Raw genomic sequence first — 16317 nt, 5'->3', positions numbered from 1 at the left:
AAACAGGAAGGAGAAACCTGCAAGCCGAACGCCGCTTTTTTTGCGTCTGGCACCTAGGGGTTTAAGTGTTTTTGGCCTCTAGCCCTTATCCATCAAGCGCTAGTAGCTATTAAAGTAATAGCAAATTAAAAAAAGGGCCAACTGCGGCTCTGCGGCTCACCAACGGCATGCACGCTTTTAGGCGGGCTCGACACGCACCCAGTAGCGGGTGCGGTAGTGCACGCGCACGGCGAAGCCTGCGGCCAGCGCAGCCAGGGCGCGGTCGGTGTCGTCCAGCGGAAAGGCGCCGGACACGCGCAGCTGGGCGACTTCGGGCGCGCACAGCAGCAGGCCGGGCCGGTAGCGGGCCAGGTCCTGCACCAGGCGGCCCAGCGGCATGTCCAGCGCAATCAACCCGCCGTCGCGCCAACTGGCGGCGGCCAGCTCGGCAGGCTCGGGCGGCGCGGCGCCGGTGGGCTCGAAACGGGTTTGCTCACCGGTCTTCAGGTCGCGCGGGTCGCCCTGCGTGGGCAGCACGCGCACGGCCTTGTCCTGCACGGCCACGCAGGTCGTGCCGTGTCCGGTCTGCACAGAAAATCGCGTGCCCAGGGCCAGCACCTCGCCCTCGGGCGTCTGCACGCGAAACGGGCGGCCCTGCGGGTCGGGCTGGGTGGCGACGAGGATGCGGCCCGTGTGCAGGCGCAACAGGCGCTGATCATGGGAGAAAGCGACGTCCACGGCGGTGGCGGTATCGAGCGACAGGCTGGAGCCGTCGGGCAGCTGCAGCGTGCGGCGCTCGCCCAGCGCCGTGCTGTGCGTGGCCTGCCAGGCGCGCCAGGGCAGGGCAGACCAGCCCACCCACGCGGCGGCGCCCACGCCCAGCGCGGCGCCTGTGTTGCGCAGCAGCGCGCGGCGCGACGTGTCTGCGGCGGCACCGCCGGGCGTAGCCAGCGCCAGGCGCCCCAACGGGGACGGAATGGCGGCGAATTGCGCGCCCACGGCCTGCACCTGCTGCCAGGCCCGCTGGTGCGCGGGGTGGGCGGCATGCCAGCGCTGCCATGCTTCGTGGTCGGCAGGCTCGGCCTGGCCGCGCAGGCGCGTGTGCCAGGCGGCGGCTTCGCGCAAGGCTTGGCGCGCCGGATCTTCGGTGCGGGCAGAGGAGGAAGACGAAACGGCCATGCTGGTGTGGGGCGTCCGGTCCGCTCAACTCGCCAGGGTCAGGCAGCAGTGCTCCATCGCGCGCGTCAGGTAGTTGCTGACCGTGCGCAGCGACACGCCCAGGCGCTCGGCGATCTCGGGGTAGGTCAGCTCGTCCCACTGCGCCAGCACGAAGGCCGCGCGCACCTTGGGCGGCAGGCCGTGCAACGCGCGATCCAGCGACCACAGGGCCTGTTGCAGCTGCGCGTGCTCTTCGGGCGAGGGGGCCAGGTCTTGCGGCAAGGTGGCGAGGTAATCGAGATACGCCTGCTCCAGCGTGCGCCGGCGAAACAGGTCGGCCACCAGGCCACGCGCGACGGTGGCCAGGTAGTGCTGCGGCTCGCGGATGTCTTCCAGCGGCACGGCCGAGCGCATCACCCGCACGAAGGTGTCTTGCGCCAGGTCGGCCGCGTCGTCACGGTTGCCCAGGCGCTTGCGCAAAAAGCTTTGCAGCCAGGGGTGGTGGTCCTGGTAGAGGGTGTGCACGGAAGACAAGGGGGAAAGACAGAAAAAGACGGGGCGGGAGCCAGTCTGTTAAAGAATGAGAACCGTTATCAATTATGCCTTTGCCCGCCTGGGGCATGCAATTGGGGCGCAATGCCGTGCCGGCCGGTGTGGCATGTGGGCAGGCACTGGCGGCGGGCACAATACCGGCCACCATGCTCATGTACCCGCACATCGACCCCGTGGCCCTGCAACTGGGGCCACTTTCCATTCACTGGTACGGCCTGACGTACCTGGCCGCCTTTGGCCTGTTCATGTTCCTGGGCGTGCGCCGCCTGCGGCACCCGCCTTACGCGTCGCTCACCGGCGCCCAGGCCTGGAGCCGCAAGGACGTGGAAGACATTCTTTTTCTGGGCGTGATGGGCGTGGTGGCGGGCGGCCGCCTGGGCTACTGCCTGTTCTACAAGCCCGACTACTACCTGTCACACCCGCTGGAGATCTTCTATATCTGGCAGGGCGGCATGAGCTTTCACGGCGGCATGCTGGGCGTGATTTTGTCGATGGTGTGGTTCGCGCGGTCGCGCCGGCGGCCCTGGCTGCAGGTGACGGACTTCGTCGCGCCCTGCGTGCCCACGGGCCTGGCGGCCGGGCGCATCGGCAACTTCATCAACGGCGAGCTGTGGGGCCGCTTTGCCGACCCGTCGCTGCCCTGGGGCATGGTGTTTCCGCAAAGCGGCTCGATGCTGCCGCGCCACCCGTCGCAGATCTATCAGTTCTTGATGGAAGGGCTGTTGCTCTTCGTGCTGCTATGGCTGTATGCGCGGCGCGGGCGCCGGCTGGGCGAGGTGTCGGCCGCATTCCTGGTGGGTTACGGCACGTTCCGTTTCATCGCCGAATACTTCCGCGAGCCCGATGCGTTTTTGGGCATCCTGTCGCTGGGCATGAGCATGGGGCAGTGGCTCTGCGTGCCGATGATTGTGGCCGGCGTGGCCATGTGGTTTTGGGCGCAGCGCCAGCCGGCGCCTTTGCTGGCCCGCTGAATCTAGAACCGGTGGGTGACGCCGACGCCCCAGCGCAGGATGTCCGATGACGTGCTGCCATCGCCCCGCTTGACCTTGAGCTGGCGCGCTGCCGTGTACAGGCGGGTGCGCTTGGACAAATCGTACGTCGCCATGGCGCTGTAGCCAGCCGCATCCACCACGGTGGTGTCCAGCGCGTTGCGGGTCTTGGCGCCGGCGATGCCGAAGGCAACGGTGGCAGCGCCGAGCGGCACATCCACGCCAAACTGGTATTCCCGGGACGTCTGCCCGCCAGCCACACGCTCGTCCTTCTGGCGTTGCAAAGAACCCACCATCTTGAACCTTCCAAAGTCGTACTTGCCTGACATCAGGTGATAGACGTTGGCGCCTGTCGTGTAGTGCTCTTTCTGGAACGAATAGCCTGCGCGCAGCTTTTTGTCGTCGTACGTGATGTTGGTTGTCAATACGCGAGGCGATGCGGTGGCCGTGGTCGTGTCTTCGCCGGCCGCAAAGCTCACCGAGCCGCTGAAATTGCGGTACTCCGGCGTGCCGTAGTAAATGGTGTTGTTGGTGCGCGATAGATAGTCGCTGCCCGTGACGGCCGCCAGGCCATTGGCGGCCGTGGTGCCTGCGCCCCAGGTCGCCCCCGTAGAGGCAAAGCCTGGCGCATCGTAGAGCTGGTTCATTGAGCCGCGCATGGCATCGTAGGCAGTGAGCATGCGGCCGAGCCGAACGTCACCGAAGCCACCCATAAGTTGGACGTAGCTGGCGCGGTTGAAGCCCTGGTTCGATCCCGATGTGGTGTTGACGATGCCGGTGTCGGTGAGCAGTCCCTGTTCCAGCACGAACTGCGCCTTGAGGCCACCGCCCAGTTCTTCCGAGCCACGCACGCCCCAGCGACTGGTCTGGGCGCCGCTGGCTTCCACCACCCCCGTGGCGCCAGGCGGAGTGACCGAGCGGTTGTTCTGCACGCCCACCCAGTTGTCCACGATGCCGTATAGCTCTACCTTGTTCTGCGCCTGAACGCTCTGCGCACCCAGGCAGGTCACCACCGACACACCCGCAAATGCCAGTACCCGCCTGTTGACAACGAAATATCCCGTGTCTGCCTCCCTTTGTTGACTTGGTCTTGCGACGGTCGAAAGTTTGCAGGGCTTCCCATCAAGTGAAATTCGGGACTAACGCGGCGGTTTGTAGACAGATTGATGAAAGGTTTTTGTGCCTCTTGCAGCCGATTTGCGCTCAGATCTGTGGTTTTGAGTGCCGATGGCGGCGGTGCGGTCTGGCCATTCAGGGGACTTGGCGACTGAATTCTGAAGGGTTCCGCACCACCCGTTGCGAATGGTGCGGTTTGTCATGCAAGGCTTGCTGCTTCAGGTCAGAAGCGGTGGGTCATGCCCACGCCCAAGCGCAGCACGTCCAGGGACGTGCTCCCGTCGGCTCTTTTGACCTTGAGCTGGCGGGCTGCGGTGTAGAGCCGGGTGCGCTTGGACAGGTCGTACGTCAGCATGCCGCTGTAGCCGGTCGCATCGACCACGGTGCGGTCTTCGGCGTTGCGGGTCTTGGCTCCCGCGATGCCCAGGGCGACCGTGGCGGCGCCGAAGGGCACGTCCACGCCGAACTGGTATTCCTTGGACCGCTGCCCGCCCGCCACGCGTTCTTCCTTTTGCCGCTGCACCGAGCCCACCACCCTGAACGAGCCGAAGTCATATCGGCCGGACACCAGATGGAACAGGTTGTCGCCGCTCGTGTAGTGCTCCTTCTGGTACGAGTAGCCCACGCGCAGCGTGTCGTCGTCGTACTTGATGTTGGTGGTCAGCGTGCGGGGCGATGCGGTGTCGGTCGTCTCGCGCTCGCCTGCACCCACGCTGATGGAGCCGCTGAAGTCATGAAACTCCGGCGTGCCGTAGTACACCGTGTTGTTGGTGCGCGCCAGGTAGTCGCTGCCGGCCACCGCCGCCAGGCCATTGCCCGCGGTGGTGCCCGCGCTCCAGGTCTGGCCGGTGGATGCAAAGCCGGACGAGTCGTACAGCTGGTTCATCGGGCCGCGCATGGCGTCGTAGGCCGTCAGCATGCGGCCAATCTTGACGTCCCCGAAGCCGCCGGAAAGCCGCAGGAAGCTGTTGCGGTTGAAGCCGGCGTTGGACGCCGACGTGTTGCTCACGCTGCCGGTGTCGGTCAGCAGACCCTGTTCCAGAACGAAGTTCAGCTTGAGGCCGCCACCCAAGTCTTCGGTGCCACGCACGCCCCACCGGCTGGCCTGTGCCCCCCCGCTTTCCACCACGTTCACCGTGCCTGGCGTAGCGCCGGAACGGGTTCGCTGAATGCCGGCCCAGTTGTCGACGATGCCCCACAACTCCAGCTTGTTGCCGCTCTTTTCCTGCGCCTGCGCTGGCGCAGTGAGCGCCCCCATGCAGGCAGCCAATGACAAACCGGTGAGCGCCAACGAGCGCCGCTGAAAACTGTTACCTCGCACTTTTGTCTCCTTAATAAACATCAGTCGTCTGACGTTTGCGGGAGTGTGAAGCGCTTTTGTTCGCTTGGAATGCGTGCTAACCCGAGGTGGGTGGCGTAGGCGCTACAGCCCGCCGCGTACCGTGCGCAGGCGCTCTCGGCTGTGGATCAGGTGCATCAGCATGGCTGCGCGGGCGGCGTTGGCGTCCTGTCTGCGAATGGCTTCGTAGATGTCTTCGTGCTCGCGCTGCGTGACTTCTTTGTTGTGATCAAGCAACGCCAATGGTGCGCCGAACGTGGGTGCAGGCGGCGGGTTGGCGTCAGTTGCGGTGGGAGGCTCGGCGCTGGCGCGCGTTGGTTGCGCAGGGCGGGGAATGGTGGCGCTGCCCAGGCTGCGGAGCACTTCCTCAAAATATTCGTTGCCCGTGGCGGCTGCAATCTGTACGTGGAAGGCGAAGTCGTCCTCGGTGGTACTGGCCCCTGCGCGGCGGTGGGTGTCGAAGGCGTCCAGGGCGGCCCGCATGCCTGCCAGGTGGGCGTCGCTGCGGCGCTGCGCCGCCAGGTGGGCTGCCTCGGATTCGAGGCTGATGCGCAATTCGAGCATGGCCAGCACCTGCCGAATGCGGGTGCTGGGGGCTGTTGCAGTCAGCAGGGGCTTTGAGTGTGTGGGTTCCAGCACGAAGGTGCCCACCCCTTGCCGGGTGGACACCAGCCCGCTCGCCTGTAGGCGGGACATGGCCTCGCGCACCACCGTACGGCTGACGCCGAACTCGCGCATCAGTTCGGGCTCGGTAGGCACCCGGTCGCCGGGGCGCAGGGTGCCGTTGTGAATGCGTTGTGCAACGCCATCCACCACGCGCTGGGGTTGACTGACTGCGCGGGTAGGGTTGGGTGAAGATGCTGCGCTCATGGTGTGGAGTATTGCCCGCAATGGGTGTGTGCTGAGCGGCAGTGGTGAATGGTCTGGGATGGCCTCGGGGGTTTCTACCGATTCGTTGGAGTGAAAGCTCTTCGACAATATTCGTCAGACGACTGATGAAGGCCTTTATGAAGATTGAGCGAGTTACCGGTACCGAGTTCACCTTTCCCACCTACCGCAGCGTAGACAGCGCGGGGCATTCCCACCCAGGCCCCGAGACGCTGGGCCGCATGGCGATGATCACCATCACCACCGATGACGGGCACGAGGGGCATGCGTTCGCCCCTCCGGAAGTGATTCGCCCCTATGTGTTGGCGTCGTACGCCCGCAAGGTGCTGGTGGGTGCCGACCCTTTCATGCGTGAAAAGCTGTGGATGTCGCTGGAGCACTGGCAGCGCGGCAGCGCAGGTCAATTCACCGACCGCGCGCTGGCTGCCATCGAGCAGGCGCTCTGGGACTTGGCTGGCCGCGCGCTGGGCCAGCCGGTGTACCGTCTGCTGGGCGGCTACCGCGACAAGGTGCCGGCCTATGGCAGCACCATGTGCGGCGACGAACTGAAGGGCGGTTTGTCCACGCCCGACGAATACGCTGCATTCGCGGAAAAGCTGGTGGCGCGTGGCTACAAGGCGCTCAAGCTCCACACCTGGATGCCGCCGGTCTCCTTCGCGCCCGACCCCGGCATGGACATCAAGGCCTGCGCCGCCGTGCGCGAGGCCGTGGGGCCGAATATCGCGCTCATGCTCGACGGCTACCACAACTACAGCCGCATGGACGCGCTGCGCATCGGCCGCGCGTTGGAACAACTGCAGTTCGCGTGGTTTGAAGAGATGATGAACGAGCAGAGCATGGCCTCGTATGCGTGGCTGTCTTCGCAGCTCGACATTCCCATCGTCGGCCCCGAGAGCCTGTCGGGCAAGCACCACAGCCGTGCCGACTGGGTGCAGGCCGGCGCGTGCGACATTCTGCGTGCCGGTGTGCCGGGCGTGGGTGGCATCACGCCGACCATGAAAGTGGCGCACTTGGCCGAATCTTTCGGCATGGAATGCGAAGTGCACGGCAACGGAGCGGCCAACCTGGCGGTGTGCGCGGCGATCCGCAATTGCCGCTGGTACGAGCGCGGCCTGCTGCACCCGTTCCTGGAATACGACGACAAGCCGGCCTACCTGCGCAGCCTGCCCGACCCGATGGATGCCGACGGCTTCGTGCATCTCTCGCAACAGCCCGGCCTGGGCGAAGACATCGACTTCGACTACATCGAAGCGCACGCCGTGGCGCGCTACTGAACGGTGCCTGAGTTCCGCCATTGCCGTACCGTGACGCACCGCAGAAAGCCCGCGCATGACTGACCCGTTCCTGACGTTCTCCACCGCGCTCCGTCGCCGGCAGGTGCTGCAAACCGCCATGGCGGGCGCCTGCGCCGCGCTGGTGCCGCTGGGCGCGGCCCAGGCCGCCACCGGCAGCACGCCGCAAGACCAGCTGATCATGGGCATCAGCATGAACAACCTGCTCTCGCTGGATCCGGCCTCGGCCACTGGCAACGGCGTGGTGGAGGTGGCAGCCAACCTGTACGACTACCTGATCGAGCTGGACCCTGAAGAAACCACCCGCATCCTGCCGGGCCTGGCGGAAAGCTGGGAGGTGGCGCCCGATGGCCGCTCGCTGCGCTTGAAGCTGCGCAGCGGCGTGCTGTTTCACTCCGGCACGCCGGTAACGGCGCATGATGCCGCTTGGTCGCTGCGCCGGGTGCTGCGGTTGAATCTGGCACTGGCCTCGCCGTGGAAGAGCTATGGCTTTTCTGCCAAGAACGTGGAGCGGCTGGTGCGTGCGGAAGACGACCGCACGCTGGTCGTCGACCTGCCTGCGCCGACCGATCCGAAGATGGTGCTGTACACGCTGGCCACCTCGGTCAGCGCTGTGGTGCTCGATCGCAACGAGGTGCTCAAGCACGAGAAGAATGGCGATCTGGGCAGTGCCTGGCTCACCACGCACGCAGCGGGTTCCGGCCCGTTCCGGCTGGACCAGTGGCGCGCCAAAGAGATCCTGATGATGAGCCGCAACGACGCCTACTGGCGCGGGCCGGCCAAGCTGCGGCGGGTGGTCATGCGCCACATCACCGAATCGCAGTCCATGCGGCTGATGCTGGCGCGCGGCGACCTGGACATGGCCACCGGGCTGTCGGTGCCCGACATCAATGCGCTCAAGGCCATGCCCGGCCTGGTGGTGCACACGGTGCAGCGCGGCACGCTCTACTACGTGGCCATGAGCATGCAGGATGCCAAGTACGCCGATGCCCGCGTGCGCCGCGCCGTGCGCAAGCTCATCGACTACAGCGGCATCAACGGCACCGTCATGCCTTATTACGGCCTGCTGCACCAGCGGCCCGTGCCATTGGGCCTGTCGGCCACGCTGCCCGAACCCGGCTACACGCTGGACGTGGCGGGCGCCAAGGCATTGCTGGCCGAGGCGGGCTTTGCCAACGGCTTCAGCACCACCATTCGCGTGGTGGCCGAGGCGCCTTTCGTGAACATCGCCACCAGCCTGCAGGCCACGCTGGCGCAGGCCGGCATCGACGCAGCAGTCTTGCCCGGCACCGGCAACCAGGTCTACGGCGCGATGCGCGAGCGCAAGTTCGAGATCGTGGTGGGGCGGGGCGGCGGCGGTGCCGAGCCGCACCCGCATTCGAGCCTGCGGGCGCTGGTCTACAACCCCGACAACCGCGACGCGGCGCGGCTCACCAACTTTCAGGGCTGGCGCACCGGCTTTCACAGCCCGGGCATGAACCGCCTGATCGAGTCTGCCCTGCTCGAGCCCGATGCCGACCGCCAGCTCAAGGCCTACCAGGACATACAGCGCGCCTACGACGAAGAGGTGGGCGCCATCCAGCCGCTGTCGCAGATGGTGGAGACCGTGGTGTACCGAGACATCGTGCGCGGCTATGTGGGCCACCCCAGTGCCACGACCCGGCTGCACGGCGTGCACAAGGTCTGACCGCATTCGACAGACAACGAGACAGATAACAAGAAGGTGCCTTCCATGTCCACTACCGTGCTCGCGATGCGAGAGCCTTCCGTGTGGCCGCGCCGGCTGCGGCAATGGTCCGGCCGCCTGGCCACCGTACTGATAACGCTGCTGGGCTTGCTGGTGCTCACCTTCCTGATCGGGCGGGTGATGCCGCTCGACCCAGTGTTGTCCATCGTGGGGCCCGATGCCGACCGCTCGACCTACGAGCAGGTCTACCGCCAGTTGGGCCTGGACCGTCCACTGCCCGTGCAGTTCGCCTATTACCTGCGCGACCTGCTGCACGGTGACTTGGGCAACGCGGTGCTGACCGGCAATCCAGTGCGCGACGACCTGGCCCGCGTGCTGCCCGCCACGCTCGAATTGGCCACGCTGGCCATTCTTCTGGGTGCCGGCCTGGGCGTGCCGCTGGGCGTGTACGCCGCCACGCAGCGCGGGCGGCTGGCAGACCATCTGGTGCGCCTGTTCAGCCTGGTGGGCTACTCCACGCCCATCTTCTGGTTCGGCATGATGGGCCTGCTGATCTTCTACGCCTGGCTGGGCTGGGCCGGAGGTATCGGCCGGGTGGGCATTGCCTTTGAAGGCATGGTGCCCACGGTCACCGGGCTGCTGCTGGTCGATTCGCTGCTGGCGGGCGACGGGGCGGCGTTCCGCAGCGCGTTGCGCCACATCACGCTGCCCGCGTTCATTCTGGGCCTGCATGCGATGGCCTATATCAGCCGCATGACGCGCAGCTTCATGCTGGCGCAGCTGTCGCAGGAATACGTGCTGGCCGCCCGCGTCAAGGGCCTGCCTGAACGCACGGTGGTGTGGGGCCACGCGTTCCGCAACATCCTCGTGCAGTTGCTGACCATCGTGGCCCTGGCCTACGGCGGCCTGCTGGAAGGCGCCGTGCTGATCGAGACCGTGTTCGGCTGGCCGGGCTTTGGCCAGTACCTGACCAGCAGCCTGCTGCTGGGCGACATGGCCGCGGTGATGGGCTCCGTGCTGGTCGTCGGTGTCATCTTCGTCACGATCAACCTGGTGACCGACGCGCTGTACCGCGTGTTCGATCCCCGTACCAAGCCCATGCGCTGAAGGCGGCGAACCTGTCATGAACACCACATCCTCCACCCTTGTCCAACCGCCCGGCGTGCCTTCCATGAACTCCGCACCATCATCTCCGCAGACCGGCACCGCTGGCCAGGCCATGCGCCGCGAGGCGGCCCGGCTGCTGCGCCGCCTGCTGCGCAACCCGCTCACAGCGGCTGGCGTGGCGGTGATCGTGCTGCTGATCGGCGTGGCCGCGTTCGCACCATGGCTGGCAACGCACGGCCCTTACGCACAAGACTTGTCGCAGGCCCTGAAGCCCCCCGGCGCCGGCCACTGGTTCGGCACCGACGAATACGGCCGTGATGTCTATTCGCGCCTGGTGCATGGCTCGCGCATCACGCTCTACGTGGTGGCGCTGGTGACGGTTATCGTCGGGCCCATCGGTCTGGTGGTGGGCGTCGTCTCGGGCTACTTCGGTGGCTGGGTCGACACCGTGATGATGCGCATCACCGACATCTTCCTGTCGTTCCCCAGCCTGGTGCTGGCCCTGGCCTTCGTGGCCGCGCTGGGCCCCGGGCTGGACCACGCCGTGATCGCCATCGCGCTCACTGGCTGGCCACCCATCGCCCGGCTGGCACGGGCTGAAACGCTGTCGCTGCGCAATGCCGATTTCATCACCGCCGCGCAGCTGCAGGGCGCCTCGTCGCTGCGCATTCTGGCGCGCTACATCGCGCCGCTGTGCCTGTCGTCGGTGGTGGTTCGCCTGACCATGAACATGGCCAGCATCATCCTGACCGCCGCCGGGCTGGGCTTTCTGGGCCTGGGCGCTCAGGCGCCGCTGCCCGAATGGGGCGCCATGATCTCCGAAGGGCGCCGCTACATGCTCGATTCCTGGTGGCTGGTGGCCGCTCCCGGCGCCGCCATCCTGATGGTGAGCCTGGCCTTCAACCTGCTGGGCGACGGGCTCTACGACGTGCTCGACCCGCGCAGCGAATGACGTCCGCCATGCCAGGAAGCAATGCCATGCCAACACCCACCAATGCCTCCCCGCTGCTGCAGGTCGACGACCTGACCGTGAGGTTCACCTCGGCCGATGGCCGCGTTGCCGACGCCGTGCGCGGCGTCTCGTTCACGCTGGGGCGTGAAAAGCTCGGCATCGTGGGCGAATCGGGCTCGGGCAAATCCACCGTGGGCCGGGCGCTGCTCGGGCTGCACCCACGCTCGGCCCAGGTCGAAGCGAAGCAGTTGCGCTTTGGCGATATCGACCTGCTGGGCGCCAGCCCCAAGGTGATGCGCGGCATTCGGGGCCGGCGCATGTCCATGATCATGCAAGACCCGAAATACTCGCTGAACCCGGTGATGCGGGTGGGCGACCAGATCGCCGAGGCCTATCTGGCGCACCACCCGGGCAGCCGCGCCACCGCGCGTGCCGAGGTGCTCGCCATGCTGGAATCCGTGCGCATTCGCGACCCCGAGCGCGTGTACGACATGTACCCGCACCAGGTCTCCGGCGGCATGGGCCAGCGCATCATGATCGCCATGATGCTGGTGCCGCAACCCGAAGTGGTGATTGCGGATGAGCCCACCTCCGCGCTCGACGTATCGGTCCGCATGCAGGTGCTCGACGCGCTGAACGACCTGGTCACCCGCCGTGGCCTGGGGCTGGTCTTCATCAGCCACGACCTCAACCTGGTGCGTCACTTCTGCGACCGCGTGCTGGTGATGTATGCCGGCCGCGTGGTCGAAAGCATTGCCGCGGCAGACCTGGCCAATGCCCGCCATCCCTACACCCAGGGCCTGCTGGCTGCGCTGCCCAGCATGCAGCACCGCCGCGAGCACCTGCCCACTTTGCAACGTGACCCGAACTGGGCCCAAGGAGTTGCCGCATGAGCGATCGTCACCACCCCGGTCAGGCCCGCAGCATGATCGACATCGAGCAGCTGAACCTGGCGTTCGGCGAGGGCGCCAGCGCCGCGCGCGTGCTGCGCAACGTCAATTTCTCGGTCGCCGCCGGCGAATCGTTCGGCTTGGTGGGCGAGTCGGGCTCCGGCAAGACCACGCTGCTGCGCTGTCTGGCAGGCCAGTTCACGCACTGGGACGGCGCGCTGCACATCGACGGCAAGCCCCTGGCGCGGCGCCTCGACCGGGTCCGCGCACGCACCACGCAGATGGTCTTCCAGGACCCGTATGGCTCGCTGCACCCACGGCATACCGTGCACACCACGCTGGCCGAACCCCTGCGCATTCACCGCATCGGCGACGAGGAAGAACGCATTGGCGCCATGCTGCGCAAGGTGGGGCTGGACGACAGCTTCCGCTATCGCTACCCGCACCAGTTGTCGGGCGGCCAGCGCCAGCGCGTGGCCATTGCCCGGGCGCTGATCCTGCAGCCGCAAGTGCTGCTGCTGGACGAGCCCACCTCGGCTTTGGACGTATCCGTGCAGGCCGAAATATTGAACCTGCTGACCACGTTGCGCCGCCAGGAAGGCCTGACCTACCTGCTGGTGACCCACGACCTGGGCGTGGTGGCCCACCTGTGCGACCGCGTGGCCGTGATGCAGCAGGGCGAGATCGTGGAACTGCTGACCACCGACGCGCTCTGCGCCGGAGAAGCGCGCCACCCGTACACGCAGATGCTGGTGGAAACAACGTTGATGCATGGGCTGAGTGCCCAGGCGGCCTGATCCGATCAGCGGAGCCAGGCCAGGGATGGCTTTGCCGCCGCATGGCGGCTCAGGGCTTTCCCGGTAGACGCGATTTGCTCTGTTGTCATAATTATGAGAAATTACGGTCATTAAACGGCGAATTGCGGTGTGATGAACGCCTCACGGTCGACTGGCCGCCTGCGCATGCCATCAAGCAACGCGCCATTGGCATCGGCCACTGGGTGTTTTTCACTCGATTTCCCGTACCAGCGCCGCTTACTTTGTTCACCGAGGGCTCCACGTGTTCAGACCTGCTCCCATGCGCAACGCAGCCAACCAGTCGATGCACGACGGGGCGGCAGAGCGCCTGCGTGAACAGATCTTCGCCGGCGCCCTGGTGCCCGGCAGCTTTCTGGACGAGGCGGCGCTGTGCGAGCGGCTGGAGATCTCCCGCACCCCGCTGCGCGAGGCGCTGAAGGTGCTGGTGGCCGAAGGCCTGCTGCGGCACGAGCCGCGCCGCGGCTGCTTCGTGGCCGAGATCACCGAACGCGACGTGGACGAGATCTTCCCCGTCATCGCGCTGCTGGAAGGGCGGGCCGCCCATGAAGCCACCGCCCGCGCCGGCGATGCCGATATCGCCGCGCTGCAGGTGCTGCACGACCGGCTCAGCGGCCACGCCGCTGCCGGCCGCATCACCGATTACTACGAGACCAATTACGCCATCCACGAAGCGTTCATCACCCTGGCCGACAACCGCTGGCTGGCGCAGGTGATCGGCGACATGCGCAAGATCCTGCGCCTGGCGCGGCACCAGACGCTGCATGTGCCGGGCCGCCTGCAGCAAAGCCTGTCGGAGCACCTGGCTGTGTTCGACGCCCTCAAACGCCACGACAGCGACGCCGCCGAGCAGGCCATGCGTGGACACCTCATGGCGCAGCGCGATGCGTTGCGCGACATCGCCCGCAACCACCATTCCCGAATCGCACCATGAACGCCGCCTCCACCTGGATCTCGCGCAACGTCCCCCGCCTGCGCCCCGCCGATTCCAAGACCGACGCCGCCGGCGCTGGCAGCGGGGGGCCGGCGCCCAAGGCTCCGCCACCACGCTCCACCAACGAACGCCTGGCCGCCACCCTGCGCCGCGGAACTGAAGCGCTGTCCCCGCGTGCCTTGCGCCGTCTGCTGGCCGATCTGCAGGAAGTGGCCGCGCCGCAGGTGAGCGAGGTAGAGGGCGGCCGTCGCGCCGAGGCTGTGGCCGCGTGGTACGCCGAGGCCAAGCCCGAGGAACGGCGCGACATGTGGCTGTTGATGTGCGAACAATTTTCGGCCGACGCCGCACGCGTGAAGACCGCCCGTCAACGCCACGAAGCCGCCGCCGGCACAGACGACGAAGCCCATGCCGAGATGCACCTGCGCCGCGCGCTGGTGTCGCCGCGCACGCGGCTGCTGCAGAGGTTTGCCGTGTTTCCGCAGGGCATGCGGTTTCTGCTCGATTTGCGCGCCGAATGGCTGCCTCTTCTGAAAAGCGACAAGCGCCTGCTGCCGCTGGATGCAGAGCTGGAACACCTCTTTTCCACTTGGTTCGACGTGGCCTTTCTGGAGCTGCGGGCGCTGTCATGGGATTCGCCCGCGTCGCTTCTGGAAAAGCTCATCAAGTACGAAGCCGTGCACGACATCCGCAGCTGGGCCGACTTGAAGAACCGGCTCGACAGCGACCGCCGCTGCTACGGGTTCTTTCACCCACGCCTGCCCAATGAGCCGCTGATCTTCGTGGAGGTGGCGCTGGTGGGCGACATCTCCAGCAGCATCACGCCGCTGCTGGACGAGTCGGCCGAGGCGGCAGACATCGCACGTGCCACGACGGCGATCTTCTATTCCATCAGCAACACGCAGACGGGACTGCGTGGCGTGAGCTTCGGCGATTCCCTCATCAAGCACGTGGTGGAAACGCTGACGGCGGAGTTTCCCCGCCTGCGCACCTTCGCCACGCTCTCGCCCATTCCAGGGTTTCGCGCCTGGTTCGGCAAGCACTGCGCTGCCGCGCTGGATGCGCTGGACGACAAGCGCCGCGCCGAGCTGGGCCGCGCTGTGGGCTTCGAGCCGCCGCAGGCCGCCCATGTGCTGGCCGCTGCCGACAAGGCACTCGAATTGCCGGCCAAGTCTCCCGTTCGCCAGCTGCTGCTGCAGTGCGCCGCGCAGTATCTGGGCCGTGAACTGACCGATGGCAAGCCGGTGGACCCGGTGGCTCGCTTTCACCTGGGCAATGGCGCGCGCGTGGAGCGCCTGAACTGGGCGGGCGACCCATCGCCCAAGGGCCTGAAGCAATCGTTCGGCCTCATGGTCAATTACCTCTACGATCTCAAGCGGATCGACAAACACCGCAGCCTGCTGGCGCAGGGCCGCGTGCCGATGTCCAGCGACATCGACAGCTTGAGCCGCAGTTAGGACGGCACTCCGCTGCATGCGGAGTGCAGGGGCCTGCGCGGCAAGGGCCATGACTACAAGCGCCTTCCTTCCAGAGCGTGAATGAATAACTACGACAGGAGACAAAACAACATGAATCCGATCAATCCACAACTGCGCTGCGTCAGCGGGCCGCTTTCGCGCCGCACCGTGCTGCGCGCGGCCGGTGCAGCCGGCATCGCTGCGGCATCGGCCGGCAATGGCTGGGCGCAGGGCGCTGCCGGCTGGCCGACCAAACCGGTCACGCTGGTCGTGCCGTTCCCGGCAGGCGGCGGCACCGACGCGTTCGCGCGGCCGCTGTCGGCGCAGTTCAGCAAGGTGCTGGGCAAGGCGCTCATCATCGACAACCGGGGCGGGGCGGGTGGCACCGTGGGCGCGAGCTTCGCGGCCAAGGCGGCGCCCGACGGCTACACGCTCTTCATGGGCGGCGCGCACCACGTGATCGCACCGTCGATGTACCCCAAGCTCGATTACGACCTTGAGAAAGACTTCGTGCCGCTGGCGCTGCTGGCCAACGTGCCGCAGGTGGTGGTGGTGAACCCGCGCGTGGTCAAGGCCACCACCATGGCGCAGTTTCTCGACTTCATCAAGGCCAACCCGGGCAAGCTGAACTACGCCTCGGCCGGCTCGGGCTCGTCGCACCATCTGGCGGGCGAGCTGTTCAAGATGCAGACCGGCACCTTCATCACCCACATCCCGTACCGCGGCGCAGGCCCCGCGCTGCAGGACCTGATCGCGGGCAACGTGGACATGATGTTCGACGGCCTGGGCTCGTCGGCCGCGCACATCAAGGGCGGGCGCATCAAGGCGCTGATGGTGTCCGGCAACCGGCGCAACCCGGCCTTTCCAGACGTGCCCTGCGCCGCCGAAGTGGGCTTGCCCGACTACACCGTCACCACCTGGTACGGCCTGTGGGCGCCCAAGGGCACGCCGGCCGACATGCAGGCGCGCATCGTGGAAGAGGTGCGCAAGCTGGGCACGGCCGAGGAGCTCAAGACCATCTGGGCCGGAAACGGGGCCGAGTTCGGCGGCATGACGCAGCAGCAGTTCGGCACTTTCGTCAGCTCGGAAGTCAAGCGCTGGGGGCAGGTGGTGAAGGCCTCCGGCGCCAAGCTGGAGTGAGGCTCCGGGCCATGCGCATTCAAGC

Annotated in this window: 15 protein-coding genes; 10 read left to right on the top strand and 5 right to left on the bottom strand. The window is 66.6% G+C overall.

Annotated elements, in window-relative coordinates:
* Positions 1–177 precede the first annotated feature (177 nt).
* Positions 178–1158, bottom strand: a complete 981-nt coding sequence (locus RQI28_RS05045) for a FecR domain-containing protein (RefSeq protein ID WP_311221459.1) — start codon at positions 1156–1158, stop codon at positions 178–180.
* Between the two features lie 24 nt (positions 1159–1182).
* Positions 1183–1662: a sigma-70 family RNA polymerase sigma factor gene (locus RQI28_RS05040; RefSeq protein ID WP_311221588.1), complete on the bottom strand. Its 480-nt coding sequence runs from the start codon at positions 1660–1662 to the stop codon at positions 1183–1185.
* Positions 1663–1835: 173 nt separating this feature from the next.
* Here RQI28_RS05040 and lgt point away from each other — a divergent pair, with 173 nt between their 5' ends.
* Positions 1836–2660 carry a prolipoprotein diacylglyceryl transferase gene (gene lgt / locus RQI28_RS05035; RefSeq protein ID WP_311221587.1) on the top strand — a complete coding sequence of 275 codons (825 nt, stop codon included), beginning with the start codon at positions 1836–1838 and terminating at the stop codon, positions 2658–2660.
* 2 nt (positions 2661–2662) lie between these two features.
* Here the strand turns inward: lgt and RQI28_RS05030 are convergent, their stop codons facing one another.
* The 3 genes from RQI28_RS05030 to RQI28_RS05020 form a co-directional block, all read right to left on the bottom strand.
* Positions 2663–3697 (bottom strand): porin, encoded by a 1035-nt coding sequence (locus tag RQI28_RS05030; protein ID WP_311221458.1) that lies wholly within the window; start codon positions 3695–3697, stop codon positions 2663–2665.
* A 320-nt stretch (positions 3698–4017) separates the two neighbouring features.
* On the bottom strand, positions 4018–5052 hold the full coding sequence (locus tag RQI28_RS05025) for a porin (protein WP_311221457.1): 1035 nt from the start codon (positions 5050–5052) through the stop codon (positions 4018–4020).
* 165 nt (positions 5053–5217) lie between these two features.
* A complete protein-coding gene (locus tag RQI28_RS05020) occupies positions 5218–6003 on the bottom strand; it encodes a FadR/GntR family transcriptional regulator (RefSeq protein WP_311221456.1) in 786 nt (261 codons plus the stop codon).
* Positions 6004–6140: 137 nt separating this feature from the next.
* On the opposite strand from RQI28_RS05020, the gene RQI28_RS05015 reads away from it, so the two are divergent.
* The 9 genes from RQI28_RS05015 (at position 6141) to RQI28_RS04975 (ending at position 16292) form a co-directional block, all read left to right on the top strand.
* Positions 6141–7295, top strand: coding sequence for a mandelate racemase family protein (locus RQI28_RS05015; RefSeq protein WP_311221455.1), 1155 nt, complete (start codon positions 6141–6143; stop codon positions 7293–7295).
* A 55-nt stretch (positions 7296–7350) separates the two neighbouring features.
* The gene (locus RQI28_RS05010; RefSeq protein WP_311221454.1) at positions 7351–9000 is read left to right on the top strand and encodes an ABC transporter substrate-binding protein; all 1650 of its coding nucleotides are present in this window, start codon (positions 7351–7353) and stop codon (positions 8998–9000) included.
* A gap of 45 nt (positions 9001–9045) precedes the next feature.
* A complete protein-coding gene (locus RQI28_RS05005; protein ID WP_311221453.1) occupies positions 9046–10107 on the top strand; it encodes an ABC transporter permease in 1062 nt (353 codons plus the stop codon).
* Positions 10108–10123: 16 nt separating this feature from the next.
* Complete coding sequence (locus RQI28_RS05000) at positions 10124–11059, top strand: ABC transporter permease (protein WP_404976924.1); 936 nt, start codon at positions 10124–10126, stop codon at positions 11057–11059.
* Between the two features lie 26 nt (positions 11060–11085).
* Positions 11086–11952, top strand: coding sequence for an ABC transporter ATP-binding protein (locus tag RQI28_RS04995; protein WP_311221452.1), 867 nt, complete (start codon positions 11086–11088; stop codon positions 11950–11952).
* A gap of 32 nt (positions 11953–11984) precedes the next feature.
* The gene (locus RQI28_RS04990) at positions 11985–12746 is read left to right on the top strand and encodes an ABC transporter ATP-binding protein (RefSeq protein WP_311221585.1); all 762 of its coding nucleotides are present in this window, start codon (positions 11985–11987) and stop codon (positions 12744–12746) included.
* A 280-nt stretch (positions 12747–13026) separates the two neighbouring features.
* The gene (locus RQI28_RS04985) at positions 13027–13698 is read left to right on the top strand and encodes a GntR family transcriptional regulator (RefSeq protein WP_311221451.1); all 672 of its coding nucleotides are present in this window, start codon (positions 13027–13029) and stop codon (positions 13696–13698) included.
* A complete protein-coding gene (locus tag RQI28_RS04980) occupies positions 13695–15152 on the top strand; it encodes a malonyl-CoA decarboxylase (RefSeq protein WP_311221450.1) in 1458 nt (485 codons plus the stop codon). The genes RQI28_RS04985 and RQI28_RS04980 overlap by 4 nt, the downstream gene beginning before the upstream one ends.
* Before the next feature lie 111 nt (positions 15153–15263).
* Complete coding sequence (locus RQI28_RS04975; RefSeq protein ID WP_311221449.1) at positions 15264–16292, top strand: tripartite tricarboxylate transporter substrate binding protein; 1029 nt, start codon at positions 15264–15266, stop codon at positions 16290–16292.
* Positions 16293–16317: the final 25 nt, after the last annotated feature.

This window comes from Acidovorax sp. WCS2018Noco2-16 (assembly GCF_031843945.1).
Lineage (GTDB): Bacteria > Pseudomonadota > Gammaproteobacteria > Burkholderiales > Burkholderiaceae_C > Paracidovorax.
Note: the sequence above shows the minus strand (reverse complement) of the source record. Positions and strands in the feature narration are given on the sequence as shown.